Consider the following 15,394-nt stretch of genomic DNA (forward strand, 5'->3'; position numbering starts at 1 on the left):
AAAGCATAAAAAGTTGCCTAACCTGTTGATTGGAAAGGACCGTCTCATAATACGTCTTCAATTTCTTGGGGCAGAACGCCCCAAGAAATCGAAACCCACAAAAAAAGATGGACCAGATTGCAAGATGCAATCTGGTTCATCAACAGCCTGGACCTCAAAAATTGAGGTCCTTTTTGTATTCACGCTTTCATCCGCGTCACCGTCCGGGCTTCCGTATCATAGAGACACCATTCCCGATCGAATATGACAGCACCGACGTTGATGACATATCGTTTTTTCTTCAAATGGAACGGTGTCCCGATTTCCCACGGCAAGGATTTTCCTTTTCGGTAAATCCCGGGGATGTGACTATGTCCGATGAAGACGAGTGGATATTTCCCTTTCTCGACAACCGGTTCCCAGTCTTCGTTCCATTTGACTTGATGCCCATGTAAAAAGCGGGCTTCCTCGAGAGTCGTCTGTTCCGGCAATAAGGAAATCCGTGTTTTCACGGGATGGTCGATGACGAGCACCTCGTCGATTCGCTCTTCCTGATTACCACGTAGACTCGGAAATGTGAGTAGCGCTTCGTAATTCGGATCATACGTCACGACGTCTTCCACATGATGAAAGCGTTCGTGACGTCGTTTTTTCCCGATGTGGCATTCATATAGATCCCCGAGACAGAGAATGTGCTCGGTTTCTCGCCGGACATCATCGAGAACGGCCTTCAAATCATCAAACGAACCGTGTGGGTCACTGATGATGGCGAGTTTCATCGGAAGTTCGTAAATTGGGCATCGACGGACAACTCGAGTTCACGTACGAGTTGCATGACGGCTTGAAGATCGTCACGCGACTTACCTGTCACGCGAATTTGGTCGTCCTGGATTTGCGATTTGACTTTTAGTTTTGATTCCTTGATGGCGTTGTTGATTTTCTTCGCGTCGTCTTTGTCGATGCCGCTTTTCAATTTCACACGTTGGCGAACCGTGCCGCCGAGTGCGTTCTCTACTTTTTGATAGTCGAGGTTTTTCGTCGGGACACCGCGTTTGATCAATTTCGTGATCAAGACGTCTTTTAATTGCTCGAGTTTGTAGTCGTCATCCGAGATGAGGACGAGGTCGCCATTGTCGAGTGACATCTCACTCTTTGAGCCTTTGAAGTCGTAACGGTTCAAAATTTCCTTTTCTGCGATTTGGATTGCGTTCTTCACTTCTTCAAGATTCATTTCTGACACGATATCGAAAGAATTGTCTTTTGCCATGTTTCATCCATCCTTTGTGTGGTTTTGTTATAATGATAGCAGATTTGAAGCAGTGAAGGAGTGAAGAGATGGAACGTACAATGGATCAACACACACATGCAGACTTAGATCACGTTGCCTATCACGGGAAAGACCTAGGGGTGACGTTCAAAGGGGAACAGATTCGACTACGAGTTTGGTCTCCGGTAGCGGAACAGATGTCGGTCAAGTTATATCGAACAGCCCGTGCCCGTAAGTTTGAACGACTCGAGCTCGAGCCGGCTGAGAAGGGGACGTGGGTGATCGAACTCGACCGTGCCTTATTCGAAGGTCAATTTTATGTATTTGAAGCGCTGATTGATGGGAAGAAAGTGGAGTCGCTCGATCCGTATGCGAAAGTCGTCGGAGTGAATGGGAAGCGTGGATGTCTACTTGACCCGGCATCCTTGAACCCGGACCATTGGATCAAAGAACGTCCGCTATTCAATTCTTCACAAGAGGCGGTCATCTATGAGGCGCACGTCCGCGATTTGACGAGTCACCCAGAGAGTGGGGCGACGCACCGTGGGAAGTTCTTAGGGATGACCGAGACGGGTACGACGACCACGAGCGGTTACCCGACAGGACTCGATTACATCACCTCGCTCGGAATCACACATCTTCAATTGATGCCGTTCTTTGACTACGGCTCGGTGAATGAGTCACGTGAAGGGGAAGACAACTATAACTGGGGCTACGATCCGGTTCATTACTTTGCGGTTGAAGGTTCTTACGCCTCGTCGGCAGATGATCCGGCGTCGCGAATTGTCGAATTGAAGGCAATGATTCAAGCGCTCCACGATCGGGGCATCCGGGTCATCATGGACGTCGTCTTCAATCATACGTACGATGCGTTGACGACACCGCTCGGTCAATTCGTCCCGGATTATTACTATCGCTTAAATGAAGACGGGACACTCGCGGATGGTTCGGCATGTGGGAATGACACGGCCTCTGAGCGTACGATGATGCGTAAGCTCATGGTCGAGTGTGTCACGTACTGGGCGAAAGAATTCATGATTGACGGGTTCCGTTTTGATTTGATGGGACTCCATGACGTCAAAACGATGAATCAGATTCGGAAAGCGCTCGATCGAGTCGACCCATCGATTCTTGTCATCGGGGAAGGCTGGGACTTGGATACGCCGCTCCCGGTTCGTGAAAAAGCGAATCAACATAATGCGCATAAGATGCCACGCATCGCCCAATTCAATGATGGGATTCGAGACGGTGTCCGCGGAGACGTCTTTATCGAAGACTTACCGGGCTGGGTGAGCGGCAACACGGACATGACAGCAGACGTGAAACGTGGGATTGCTGGTGGCATCACGAGCCAAAGTTTCGCTGATGAGCCGAACCAGGTCGTCAACTATGTGGAATGTCATGATAATTTGACGCTTTGGGACAAGTTGTCCGTGACGAATCCGGAAGATGATGAGACGACACGTCGCCGTCGCCACCGTTTGGCGACATCGATTGTGCTCCTGAGTCAAGGGATTCCATTCCTTCACAGTGGACAGGAGTTCTTCCGGACAAAAGACGGGGATGAGAACAGCTTCAATTCAGGCGAAGTCGTCAACCGTGTGGACTGGAACCGGGCGGAGCAAGAAGCGCCAAGTGTGGAATATGTGAAAGGTCTCTTGCGTCTGCGTAAGCAGTATCCGCTCTTCCGACTCGAAAACACGGAACAGATTCGCAAACACTTGCGTTTCTTTGATGAAGCAGAGGGTGTGATTGCCTTTGAATTGAGCCGTCATGTGGAAGGATATGTAGAACGACATATCGTCTACCACAACGCACTCGAGGAGGCGGTTGAGGTCAAACTTCCATCTGGCAAGTTCGAGGTGAACGTGGAGGACCATACCGTTAATCTGACGGCGCCACGTCAAGTCGAGGACCGTTATATGACGGTCGCTCCACTCTCGACACTAGTCGTAACCGAACGTCGCCCAGATTACAGCAAGTACGCTGTGGCCGGTGGTGCGGCCCTCGCTGTAATCGGTGGTCTCTGGTATGTATCGAGAAAGCGGAAACGCAAAGAACAGTAACCAAAAAGGAGACGTTAATCCGTCTCCTTTGGTGTGTCTTCCTCTGTTTGAGATGCCTCGAGTTGCATCATTTTTTGAACGAGGATGTGTTTTGGCATATGCATCAGTTCCTCGAGGGGGACGTTTAATTTTTTTGCGAGTTCAACTGCGGTCTCTGGTGATAGTTGTAATGGACGCATGGAAGGTCTCCTTTCTAAACGATATGTCTTTACCGTCAGTATACAGGAAAATCGAAAATGTGTTGAATGAACACATTCAAAATCGAATTTCGTTTCGGTCGTTGCTAAGCTGAAACTAGGAAGTGATCAAATGTACAAACAAACAGCAGACTTTCAATTTCATCAAACGATCGAATGGCTTGAACGTGTAGGTGAAGGTTGGATGTTGTACTTGGCGCAAACTGGATTTTTGTTCTTTGACGAGTCGTCTCAAATTCGCTGGGAGATCGACTGGAAATGGACACCATGCGCCCTATATGTGGAGCCGAATGCAAGACGTGCCGTGGCATGGTTCCAGGAAAAAGGACTTTACGGAGTCATTGATTTACAACGAGGACAGATGGAGACGCATGCGATCCCTCAACGATTCAACGGAGACTGGTTTAGCAATTTGCACTATTGGCAAGGCGATGACATCTTCTTATATTCAGCCGAATCGGATGTCGTAGCCTTGAACCTCCATGATCATACGTTTCGATATAGCCGCTATGAAGAAGTCCCTGTCTTTGGGAACATCATCGAGCTAGCGTATCAAGGGACGTATGATTTTGAACGGTTCACACCTGAAACGTGTGTGACATTGTTCGATGAACGAACTCATCATTTTTTAGTTGAAAATGTGAAGACGAAAGAAACCTGGCGCATTCCATACGAAGGAAACCGCGACACGGTCATTCTCGATCAAGTGGGAGAAACGACGGCGATCACATCGACAGAGTCGTTCCAACTGTTTCATCGAGAGGAAGAATTATTTTGCTCAAGCGTGTGTGCAGACAACCAATTATTGAAGGTAATGCTGTTAGATGAACGAGGGGATCGACTCGTCGTCTTGTCCGCACCACCACGATTTTGCCATAGCTGGCTTCAAGTCTTTGAACGACAAGAGTCCTGAACCGAACCTAGGTTCAGGAATTTTTTGTGAAGTGATGATGAATGAATCGAGAAACGGGAAGTAGATGGATAGACAGGGAGGAGTGACATCAATGGAATGGTTAGGTAGGCAGTTGGTTCGTTTTCGGTATGGCGTATTACTCATATGGGCGATTTTACTCGCGGGTTCAGTTTATTTCGGGCTACAGCTCCCGGGTGAGTTGAGAGGAAACGGGTTTGCCATTCAAGACGGACGTTTCCAACAGGTAGAAGATCAGTTAAATGAACGATTTGATCGAGCAGGTGCTTCAATGATCGTCTTATTTGAAGGAGGAAATCTGGAGGCGGTCATGGACGAACAACAAGACCGTTTTGGGGAAATTTCATCAATTGATGGCGTGATTACCCCGGCGGAGAATCCGGACGCGCGTTCCGGGGACGTATCCTATTTCGTGCTGGAATTCGAAGATTATGATGCGGCGGAATCCTCAATCGATGCCGTCCGAGACGCGCTCATCGTGGATACAGATACCGAAGTCCGCTTGACGGGAGAACCAGTATTTGCGGACGACTTAAACGAAGCTTCGAAGAATGACTTGATTCGAGCGGAGTTGATCGGGATTCCGGTCGCGCTTGTCGTGTTGTTGCTCGTTTTCGGCACGCCGCTCGCCGCGCTCATGCCGTTACTCGTCGGGTTGATTACCTTTATTGTCGCAGCGGGATCGCTATTCTTTTTTGCGCAAAACATGGAATTATCTATCTTTGTTCTCAATGCCGTCGCCATGATTGCGATTGCGCTCGGGATTGATTTTTCACTGTTACTCGTCAATCGGTATCGAGAAGAGTTAACACGCGGGCAATCGAGAGAAGAGGCGATTGTCCGGACGGTAGCAACGGCGGGACGCTCGATTCTCTTTTCAGGTCTATGTGTCTTTGTCGGATTGGCTGGACTTCTGTTTATTCAAGTCGATGTCTTCCAGGCAGTCGCGCTTGGTGCCCTCATTGCCGTCGCGGGGGCCGTGCTATCTGCACTGACCTTGTTGCCGTCGTCGCTTTACTTAGTTGGTGACGCCTTGAATAAAGGACGAATCATCAAGACAGATGAGACGAAATCTGAAAAGCGCTGGCAAAAACTTGCTCGCTTCGTGATGAGACGTCCGGTGACGATGACGCTCATTGCTTTGTTGATCCTGCTCCCGAGTCTTTGGTTCGTGCGCGACCTAGAGTTGAACATTCCGGACGCCGATGCGCTCCCGACTTCCTATGAATCACGAGCGGCGCTCGAACGGTGGGACGATGTGTTTGGGGATAACTCGACCGATGCGGTCCTTTTATTCGAAGCGAACGATTTGACCGATCCGATGATTTTAGAGGAATTGACGAGTCTCACAGATGAGTTAAACGAGGTCGATATTGTCGATAACGTCTCGACTTTCTTAACGACATCCGGATTGACCCCTGAGACGTTTACGCAACTCGTCGAAGCGGCGCCCGAACAACTCGCCCCGCTTGAGCGACTTGTGACCCTTGATGGGAATACAGATTTGGCGCTCGTGAATGTCAGCTTCGACGTACCTCCGAGCGATAAAGAAGCGCAAGCATTCGTACGCGATTGGCGAGACAAAGGGTTTGAAGTCGGCGGACCGGCAGCCTTCAATGAAGAGATTTATGATGAGATTTATGACAGCATTCCCTATGCGGTCATCACCGTCATCTTGGCAACCTTCTTCATCCTCATGTGGGCGTTCCGATCCATCTTGATTCCAATCAAGGCGATTCTCATGAACGTGCTTGGTCTTGGGGCGACGTTCGGTTTACTCGTCATCATTTTTGAATCAGGTTATGTGTACGATGCAGAAACAATCAGTATTTTGACACCGGTGTTCATCTTCTCACTCGTCTTTGGATTGTCGATGGACTATGAGGTATTTCTTGTTTCGCGAATCGAGGAATATTACCGCGAGACAGGCGACAATGACTATGCGACGGAGATGGGGCTTGCGAAGACGAGTAAAATCATCACATCGGCTGCCATCATTATGATCGTCGTGACGGGTGCGTTCGCCTTCACGGGTGTGAGCCCGATCAAACAGCTCGGCGTGGGGATTGCGCTCGCCATCTTCATTGATGCGACCATCATCCGGATCCTGCTCGTTCCGTCTCTCATGAAACTGTTCGGGGATTGGAACTGGTGGTGGTTCGGAAAGAAAGATTTACCGAAACGTAACATGCACTAAAGGTAAAATTCATGAACTGAATCAAAATGTGTGGTAAACTACGTACAAGATTACGCGCAATTTGAGAAAGGAAGGTCTTTATGGATACCGAGAGGACATGGCCTCTGTTCCAACTTCCGGACTTCTAGCGTTGACTGATCGCTTACACGTGTATCAATCAACAAACGGAAGATCGGAGATGGAACAGATGGAACCGCAGCTACGACTGAGGATCCTCCTCTCCGTCAAGAACGGGGAGGACAATCGGAATGAAACGAGTTGCTACCATAGTGCTCGGAACGCTGATCATGGCGTTCGGTTATTATTATTTGAATGAACAGTTTGGTTTGGCGGAAGGCGGGTTCGTCGGTTTATCGCTACTCGGTCGTTATTTATTTGATATCGACCCGGCGATTTCGATGATCGTGCTCGACATCCCATTTTTTATCGTCGCTGTATGGTGGAAAGGATGGCGTTTTGTCGGGCAAGCGGTACTAGCCGCTTCGTCCTTGTCGCTTAGTTATGCGATGTGGGACCGTCTCGACTTGCTCACGTTTGAGATTCAAGTATGGCCAGCGACGTTGTTCGCTGCCATCGCGAGTGGGATTGTGACCGGATATGGTCTCGGTCTTGTCTTGAAGTCAGGCGGGGCGACCGGAGGCGATGATTTATTCGCCTTAGGTCTATCGAAATGGACAGGCGTGTCGGTCGGTACGATTCTCATCACGTTTGATGTCATCGTCTTGGCGATCTCGCTCATCTATTTACCATTGTCGAATGCACTGTATACGCTCGTCGCGGTCTCGATCGCAGGTCGGGTCGTCACGAAGATGTTGGCGGACGACGTGGTTGAACATACCAAGCCGGCGGTCATCAAACCCAAACTTTCACCAAAAAACGATCTCGCCTGAGATCGTTTTTTGTTTTGTAAAATTTATCACAGTTTTATAGCCGTCTTTCTTCTACACTGAACGTAGAAGGAGGGAGTCACATGAAATGGATGATTCCAAAACAACACGGCGCTTGGTCGATGCTCATCTTACCGTTCTTACTCGGCGGCATTGTCGGCGGCTGGACACTCGCGCACATCCCGTTCGCCATCGCCTGGCTGTTCGTCTATATGGGCACATTTTTCTTGTTCCAATTCATCAAGCAACGGAAAAAATCGCAGCAGATGTTGCGCACGGTCATCACGTATTTGACGATTGCCACCGTCGCCGCCATCCCGGTGTTTCTGTCCGAATGGCGTCTCGTCTGGTTCGTCCTCGCGATGATTCCGTTTGGTTTGGTGAACGCCTATTTCGCCAAAATCAAGGACGAGCGCAACGTCTGGAATGACGTCAGCGCCGTCACCTCGTTTTGCATCGGTGGGATGGCGAGCTATTACCTAGGCGCGCGTACGCTCGACGCGACGATGGTGTGGGTATTCGTCTTGCCGTACCTCTATTTCCTCGGGAGTATCTTTTTCGTCAAGACGATGATTCGAGAGAAGAAGAGTGTGTCGTATCGCAATCTGTCTTGGGGATATCACGGCTTGCTCGTCGCCGTTTTCATCGTCCTTGGGTATCCGTTACTCGCGCTCGCTTACGCACCAAGCCTAATCCGAGCGGTTGTCTTCTACGGTAAAAAGATCCCTATCATGAAGATCGGGATCGTCGAAATTGCCAATTCGGTGTTCGTGCTCGGGTGTCTCAGCTGGTATTTATTTTCTTAAGAAGGGGGAACCCTTCTTTTTTTAGTCGCTTGAAGCGGTGCTCGAGATGATGGCCACGGTTGCGGCAGCCGTCGCAGCTTGTTGCATGGCGAGCAAATGCGCGAACGTGCCGTGCAACAGTAAATCGCTCGCGTCTTCCTTGATGTTGTTTGCCGCGACGAGTTGCAAGGCGACGGTCAACGCGTGTGTGTGGAACCAGCGATGTTTTTCCTTCTCCGCGTTCGTGATGTCAATCAGGTCGCGTTCGTCATTGTCGTTCGGGACCGCGACGATGGCCAACAGGGCGAGCGGTGGCAGATGTTCATTTTTGACGGCGATGGATTGTTTTTTTAGCCAGTTGTGCCAATCCAAGAAGCGGGTGACGACCTCATCTGGTGATAACTCACTAAAGGCGAATAAGTGCGAGACGAGTTGGAGTTCGTTCGAGCGGGGGAGCTGTGCTTTCAACGCTTCATAATACGTCTCAATCCGTTGACTCAACGCATCGTGGTCATCGAACGCTTGAACGAGAACGAGGGCGGACAACAGGTCTTCTTCACTCGTCAGCCAAGGATGATTTCGTTTGAACGTCTGATAGAGTGCGCTCGCCTCGTCGAGTCGGCGTTCGGGCTCATCAACGTTAATCAGTTGGCTCGCGATAAAGGGCCGTAACATACTGAAGCGGAAGTGCTTTCGGTCGAGCAACGTGTCGAGCCGGAGTACCTCGTCGATGGCCGGTTCGATGTCTTCATACTTGGCGTCGAGAAACGACAGCCAGACGAAATTATTGCTGCCGCGAAATTTTGAGAACATGCCGGTCTTTTGTTTCAGAACCGCTTGAGCGTGTTCGAACCGTTTCGAATCGAACGGGGCATCGTGCATGGCGTAGTTGATTGCCATCAAACGTCGGAAATCGTCAGTGAACCATTTTGTCGCCCCCCTGATTCCTTCGAGTGCTTCGAGGTAATGGGTGTAACGTGTCATCATCAGCAATTCCTCCTTTTTCTCCTTATACGAGTCCGCTCGAAAGAATGATTCAAAAACAGCCGCCCTGGATTCGTCCGGGGCGGCTGTTTGTTATTGGACTTGCGTATACAACTTCTGCATGTACTCGTTCACTTCGTCGGCCGCTTGGAACATCATGAATGAGTGTTGCAAGATGATCTCTGGTGAGAAACCGAGGTCGAGGTCGAGTGTCGAGGCGAGTGTGACATCGCGATCGCTGTCGAGTACACAACGGAAGTATTTGAACTCCTGGTTGAACTCGTTCAAGGCATTAAGAATCGGTAAATCTTCTACGTAATCTGGGACGTGCGTGACGGTAGCAGCATACAACTCAGCATCTGTCGTCTTTTTGTTAAAAGCGATAATCATAACGGGCTGAGCCCCGGATTTTGTTGTTTCACGCGTCAAGAACGTGACGTGCGTTTCAGTGTCGCTCTCTTTGAACGTCATGTTGCGTTCAGCGGCGAGCGCTCTAAATGATTCTACTTTTTCTTCGAAGTTCACAAGGAAATCCCCCTTAGTAAGTCGTTACTCTAACTTTCTCCCATTTGGACAGGGAAAGCAAGGGGAACTAGCGTTTCATCAACATTTTAATGGCTTCTTCCACCGTTTCGGACGTATCTTCGCCATCTGCTTGAGCGGTGATGATACATTGTTCCAAGTTCTTAGCCACAATGATAGTCGAAGCGCGATCGAGTGCGGAACGTGCGGCACTTAATTGCGTCACGACATCGCGACATTCTTTTCCTTCCTCCATCATCCGGATGATGGCACGAATTTGTCCTTCCACTCGTTTCATGCGATTCAATACTTTTGCATCGTATACATACGGTTCCATATCATTCACCTCTATAGGAAAAATTGTTCAGTTACCCAACTATTTATTGTGTAGGCTCATCTTAATACATGGGGGAGTATGTGTCGAGCATCAACTATCCAAATGGATGATGTTGAAAAATTCGACATTTCGTCAAACTTAATTCTTGCAATTAAATACCTAAGGGGGTATATTAATGACGTGGAAGCGAAATGTTCAACAAATCACAAACTTGTTGAACGCCAGCAACCAAGCCGAATGGTATAAATCGAATTGAAAAAAGAAAGGTAGATCAATGATGAAAGCATCCGCTTTAAAACGTCAAATGGACTTTGAAGTGCCTGTAAATATCGTCGACGTCCGAGAACGTGACGAGTTTCAAGAAGCACATATTGAAGGAGCGAAAAACTATCCGTTATCCGAAATGACAGAGTGGATCGACACGCTCGATCCAGCTGAAGAATATGTCGTTCTTTGCCGCTCAGGTGCGCGTAGCACGCAAGCGACTTGGCAAATGGAGGCGAAAGGCTATAAAGTGGTCAATATAGAAGATGGCTTGATGAGTTGGCCAGGAGAAGTCGTCAGAGGAGGAAATGGACAATGAGTAAAAAAATCGTAATCGTCGGTGGGGTGGCAGGTGGTGCATCTGCAGCTGCACGACTCCGTCGTTTGAATGAAGAGAATCACATCGTCATGTTCGACCGTGGAGAGTACATCTCGTTCGCGAACTGTGGTCTTCCATATTATATCGGGGACGTTATCCAAGACCGTCAAAAACTCCTCGTTCAAACCGTTGAAGGGATGAACAAGCGTTTCCAACTCGATATCCGCAATTTGACGGAAGTCTTCAAAATCAACCGTGACGAGAAAACGGTGACGGTGAAACACGTCCAAACAGGCGAAACGTATGACGAGTCATACGACGTCCTCATCTTGTCACCGGGAGCGAAACCGATTCGTCCAAACATCCCTGGAATCGACGAGGCAGAAGACATCTTCACGCTTCGCAACATTCCGGATACAGATAAAATCCGTGGCTACGTCGATGACAAGGCACCAAAGCATGCGACTGTAATCGGTGGAGGCTTTATCGGGATCGAGATGGCAGAAAACTTACGTGAGCGTGGCGTTGATGTGACGCTCGTCGAGATGGCAGACCAAGTCATGACACCACTCGATCGCGAGATGGTGGCGCCGATCCATGAACACTTACGTCTTCACGGCGTCGAGCTTCAATTGTCTGATGGTGTTTCTTCATTCTCTGAAAAAGGGAAGAAGGTGCATTTGACGAGCGGTCGTGTCATCGATACAGATATGGTCATCATGTCGATCGGGGTTACACCAGAGTCGACGATTGCGCGTGAAGCAGGACTTGAAACAGGTACGCGCGGGGCAATCCGAGTAAACGAAAAAATGATGACATCTGACCCGTCGATTTACGCGATCGGGGACGCGGTCGAAGTACTCGACTATGTCTTCCAAGAGCCAACTGTCGTGCCACTCGCATGGCCAGCGAACCGTCAAGGCCGTCTCGTTGCCGATATCATTAACGGTCGTGACGTGAAATATAACGGAACGATGGGAACGGGAATCGCCAAAGTGTTTGATATGACGGTCGCATCGACAGGATGGAATGAAAAACGGTTGAAGGCGGCTGGTAAGACGTATGAAGCCGTCCACGTGCACCCCGGTTCACATGCCGGCTATTATCCAGGATCGACGCCGGTGTCACTCAAACTCTTGTTCCATCCGACAACGGGTGAGATCTACGGTGCGCAAGGCGTTGGGATCAATGGAGTCGACAAACGCATCGACGTCATTGCGACGGCGATGAAGGGTGGTTTGACGGTCCTCGATCTACCTGACCTTGAGCTCAGTTACGCACCACCGTTCAGTTCTGCGAAAGATCCGGTCAATATGATCGGGTATGTCGCGTCGAACGTCGTCCTCGGTGACAATGAAGTCGTGCATTGGGATGAAATCGATGAGCTCGTGGAAAATGGAGCGACGTTATTAGACGTTCGAGATGAATCCGAGCATGAACTCGGAAAGATTCCAGGGTCGATCAATGTACCACTCAACTCATTACGAGAAAACTTGGACAACTACGACCGGAATGAAACGATTTACGTGACGTGCCAAGTCGGTCTTCGTGGCTATCTCGCATCACGCATCTTACGTCAAAACGGCTTCAAGGTGAAAAACTTGAGCGGTGGCTACAAGACGTGGTCGCAAATCAATCGTGATTTCGAGGCGCTTGAAGAAGCGAACACATCAAATGAAACAGCGGCTACCGTTGTAGAAGAGGAGCCAACACAAATGACAAATGCACCAATCGGGGAAGCGGTCGTGTTAGACACATGTGGTCTACAATGCCCGGGACCTATTTTAGAAGTAAATAAGAAAGTCGCAGAACTCGGAGAAGGCGAAACGCTCCGCGTGCTCGCGAGTGACCCAGGATTCTTCGCAGACATCGAAGCATGGGCGAAGAAGACAGGAAACAAACTCGTCTCGAAACAATTCGTGAACGGACGCGTTGAAGCCATCCTTCAAAAAGGACAAGGTCCGGCTGTACCACAAGCGGGCGCACCAGCAGGAGACGGTGCATCAATGGTCGTCTTCAGCGGAGACCTCGACCGCGCACTCGCATCCCTCATCATTGCGCAAGGTGCTGCCGCGATGGGGAAAGACGTGACGATGTTCTTCACATTCTGGGGACTCAACGTCATCCGCAAACCGGACGCACCGGAAGTGAAAAAGCAAGGTCTTGAGAAAATGTTCGGCATGATGATGCCAGGACATGCCGGCGAACTTCCACTTTCGAATATGAACTTTGGTGGTGTCGGTCAAAAAATGATGAAAAAAGTCATGAGCGACAAGAATGTTCCTTCTGTCGAAGAAATGATCAAGTCGGCGCAAGAGGCAGGCGTAAAAATGGTAGCTTGCACGATGTCAATGGACGTCATGGGGATCAAAGAAGAAGAGTTGATTGATGGGGTCGACCTTGGTGGTGTGGCGGCGTATCTCGGCGCAGCAGAAGGCGGTAACTTAAACCTCTTTATCTAAACGGAATAGAAAACGAGTCGGATTGCGATGCGCTCTCCGGCTCGTTTTTTTGCTTTTAGAAAGAGTCGAGATGATATTGAAAAAACGAATTAATATTGCAATTTTCGTATAATTTACCTATAATTCTAGTCATGTTAAAAAAGTTGACATGACTTTTTCTGTTGAGATTTTTAGAATGATGGAGGATTAGTATGGAGAAATTGGTAGAGAAACTCGTTTCGCAAGCAAACGATTTGTTGTGGTCGCAAGTGCTCATCGTTGTACTTGTTGCTTTAGGTCTTTATTTTACAGTTCGTATGGGCTTCGTTCAGTTCCGCATGATTCCTGAAATGTTCCGCCTCTTGTTCAAAGAGGGCACAGCACGTGAAAAAGGCCAAGTGTCTTCGTTCCAAGCTTTCGCAATCGGAACGGCAGCTCGTGTAGGGACAGGAAACATTGCCGGTGTGGCGACAGCGATTGCGCTAGGTGGCCCAGGAGCAGTTTTCTGGATGTGGCTCATTGCGTTGATTGGGGCAGCATCTGCATTCGTCGAAAGTACGTTGGCACAAGTGTACAAGATTCGTGATGGACGCACATGGCGTGGGGGACCTGCCTACTATATGGAGCGTGCGCTCGGCCAACGTTGGCTAGGTGTCTTGTTCGCGATTTTAATCACGTTCTCATTCGGATTCGCGTTCAACTCGGTACAGTCGAATACGATCTCACTCTCTGTGAGTAACCAGTTCGGCATCAGCACAACAGTCGTTGGGGTTGTCCTCGCGATTGTGACGGCCATTGTCGTCTTCGGTGGGATCCAATCGATCGCACTCTTGTCGAGTATCATCGTACCGGTCATGGCAGGTGGCTACATCTTACTCGCGATTTGGATTATGGTGACGAACGTTTCCCTTCTACCAGACGTCTTCAGCCTCATCTTCTCAGAAGGAGTCCTCGGAATTGAGCAACTCTTCGGAGGGGCGATTGGCGCCATGGTACTTCAAGGGATTCGTCGAGGTCTCTTCTCGAACGAAGCGGGTATGGGTTCTGCACCGAACGCCGCTGCGACAGCGGAAGTATCGCACCCTGTCAAACAAGGATTGATTCAATCGTTTAGCGTATTTGTCGATACATTGCTCGTTTGTACATCGACAGCGATGATCATCTTGATTTCAGGCGTAGCCGGTTCAGAGTCGTTTGCGGGTGTCGAATTGACGCAAGCCGCGTTGACAGTAGAAATCGGATCAGTCGCTACATCGTTCTTGACGATTGCAATTTTCCTATTTGCGTTCAGTTCGATTCTTGGAAACTATTACTACGGTGAGACGAATATCCAGTTCATCTCGGATAAGAAAATCTATGTCACGCTCTATCGCATCGGTGTTGTCGGCATGGTCTTGTTTGGTGCGGTCCGCTCTGCCGGCCTTGTTTGGTCGATTGCTGACGTGTTCATGGGTCTCATGGCACTCGTGAACTTGTATGCCATCTTCCGCTTGGCGAAAGTGGCTCGCGCCGTTCTCGATGACTACTTGGCACAGCGACGCGAAGGAGAAGATCCAGTTTTCTATGTCGACTCGGTTGAAAATCTTCCTGGTCGTGAATACATCGAAGCTTGGGAAAGCGAAACAGAGGAACAACAAACAGGAACAAGTCGTTCTTGATATAAGGAACCGTCTACGAATTCAAGTAGGCGGTTTTTTTACATATATAAGACGGGTAATGTCATAAAAAGGGGGCGTTCATGTATGGAGACGACGCATTATGTACGTGTTTCCCCAGAAGTTTGGGTGTCATTTAATCAGGATCCGGAGATGATTTTAGACTGGTTGATTCATATGCATGAGCAATATCGGGATCGGGACGATACGCTGACGCTTCCGAATGTGGAACCGTTTCAACGCGTACTTAGTCAAATCGAGGTATATATCGACGGGGCCGACACGTATAACATGGAAATGGCGCTCGTCGGCGAAGAGTTGATTGTCAATGAGGCGCAGGCGGTCGTGGTCGGTATCTTGACCCCGCAGTTACTTCATATCGTCAAAGATACGTTGCATGCGTTCGGGCGAGATGATGTGAAAGACATGGCATTCGTTGCAAAAGATGAATTCGAGATCATTTGGGAAGATTGGACCCGGTTGCAACAGTTTTGTGAGATCGCTTCGTCCCAGGAAGAATTCGTCTTGATTTATTATGAATGAAAGTGAATTCCCATGGTATA

The 15,394-nt window shown here is 49.2% G+C and carries 15 protein-coding genes; 9 read left to right on the forward strand and 6 right to left on the reverse strand.

The features are described from left to right. Window positions 1-179 precede the first annotated feature (179 nt). The gene (locus tag BV910_RS01810) at window positions 180-758 is read right to left on the reverse strand and encodes a metallophosphoesterase family protein (protein ID WP_015880518.1); all 579 of its coding nucleotides are present in this window, start codon (window positions 756-758) and stop codon (window positions 180-182) included. Then, window positions 755-1,246, reverse strand: coding sequence for a YajQ family cyclic di-GMP-binding protein (locus BV910_RS01815; protein ID WP_015880519.1), 492 nt, complete (start codon window positions 1,244-1,246; stop codon window positions 755-757). Before BV910_RS01815 ends, BV910_RS01810 begins: the two co-directional genes overlap by 4 nt. A gap of 68 nt (window positions 1,247-1,314) precedes the next feature. Here BV910_RS01815 and pulA point away from each other — a divergent pair, with 68 nt between their 5' ends. Next, complete coding sequence (gene pulA, locus BV910_RS01820) at window positions 1,315-3,312, forward strand: type I pullulanase (protein ID WP_078146141.1); 1,998 nt, start codon at window positions 1,315-1,317, stop codon at window positions 3,310-3,312. Window positions 3,313-3,326: 14 nt separating this feature from the next. Here the strand turns inward: pulA and BV910_RS01825 are convergent, their stop codons facing one another. Next, on the reverse strand, window positions 3,327-3,491 hold the full coding sequence (locus BV910_RS01825; RefSeq protein WP_074034904.1) for a YycC family protein: 165 nt from the start codon (window positions 3,489-3,491) through the stop codon (window positions 3,327-3,329). 130 nt (window positions 3,492-3,621) lie between these two features. Here BV910_RS01825 and BV910_RS01830 point away from each other — a divergent pair, with 130 nt between their 5' ends. The 4 genes from BV910_RS01830 (at window position 3,622) to BV910_RS01845 (ending at window position 8,330) form a co-directional block, all read left to right on the forward strand. Then, entirely contained in the window at window positions 3,622-4,422 is an 801-nt protein-coding gene (locus BV910_RS01830) for a hypothetical protein (protein WP_078146142.1), read from the forward strand. A gap of 91 nt (window positions 4,423-4,513) precedes the next feature. Next, a complete protein-coding gene (locus tag BV910_RS01835) occupies window positions 4,514-6,637 on the forward strand; it encodes an MMPL family transporter (protein WP_078146143.1) in 2,124 nt (707 codons plus the stop codon). 248 nt (window positions 6,638-6,885) lie between these two features. Continuing rightward, window positions 6,886-7,527 (forward strand): YitT family protein, encoded by a 642-nt coding sequence (locus tag BV910_RS01840; RefSeq protein ID WP_078146144.1) that lies wholly within the window; start codon window positions 6,886-6,888, stop codon window positions 7,525-7,527. Window positions 7,528-7,607: 80 nt separating this feature from the next. Next, window positions 7,608-8,330: a YwiC-like family protein gene (locus BV910_RS01845; protein ID WP_078146145.1), complete on the forward strand. Its 723-nt coding sequence runs from the start codon at window positions 7,608-7,610 to the stop codon at window positions 8,328-8,330. 21 nt (window positions 8,331-8,351) lie between these two features. On the opposite strand, the gene BV910_RS01850 is transcribed toward BV910_RS01845, so the two are convergent. From BV910_RS01850 to BV910_RS01860, 3 genes are all read right to left on the reverse strand, one after another. Next, entirely contained in the window at window positions 8,352-9,296 is a 945-nt protein-coding gene (locus tag BV910_RS01850) for a DUF4003 family protein (protein WP_240499775.1), read from the reverse strand. A 90-nt stretch (window positions 9,297-9,386) separates the two neighbouring features. Further along, a complete protein-coding gene (locus BV910_RS01855) occupies window positions 9,387-9,818 on the reverse strand; it encodes a type III secretion system chaperone family protein (RefSeq protein ID WP_015880528.1) in 432 nt (143 codons plus the stop codon). 67 nt (window positions 9,819-9,885) lie between these two features. Further along, window positions 9,886-10,152, reverse strand: a complete 267-nt coding sequence (locus tag BV910_RS01860) for a metal-sensitive transcriptional regulator (RefSeq protein ID WP_015880529.1) — start codon at window positions 10,150-10,152, stop codon at window positions 9,886-9,888. 277 nt (window positions 10,153-10,429) lie between these two features. Between BV910_RS01860 and BV910_RS01865 the strand changes: the two genes are divergently transcribed. The 4 genes from BV910_RS01865 (at window position 10,430) to BV910_RS01880 (ending at window position 15,374) form a co-directional block, all read left to right on the forward strand. Further along, window positions 10,430-10,735, forward strand: coding sequence for a rhodanese-like domain-containing protein (locus BV910_RS01865; RefSeq protein WP_015880530.1), 306 nt, complete (start codon window positions 10,430-10,432; stop codon window positions 10,733-10,735). Beyond that, window positions 10,732-13,197: a CoA-disulfide reductase gene (locus BV910_RS01870; RefSeq protein ID WP_078146146.1), complete on the forward strand. Its 2,466-nt coding sequence runs from the start codon at window positions 10,732-10,734 to the stop codon at window positions 13,195-13,197. Before BV910_RS01865 ends, BV910_RS01870 begins: the two co-directional genes overlap by 4 nt. Before the next feature lie 191 nt (window positions 13,198-13,388). Continuing rightward, window positions 13,389-14,834: an alanine/glycine:cation symporter family protein gene (locus BV910_RS01875; protein ID WP_078146147.1), complete on the forward strand. Its 1,446-nt coding sequence runs from the start codon at window positions 13,389-13,391 to the stop codon at window positions 14,832-14,834. A gap of 84 nt (window positions 14,835-14,918) precedes the next feature. Continuing rightward, window positions 14,919-15,374, forward strand: a complete 456-nt coding sequence (locus BV910_RS01880; RefSeq protein ID WP_078146148.1) for a hypothetical protein — start codon at window positions 14,919-14,921, stop codon at window positions 15,372-15,374. Window positions 15,375-15,394: the final 20 nt, after the last annotated feature.

The organism is Exiguobacterium sp. HVEsp1, from assembly GCF_002009685.1.
Lineage (GTDB): Bacteria > Bacillota > Bacilli > Exiguobacteriales > Exiguobacteriaceae > Exiguobacterium > Exiguobacterium profundum.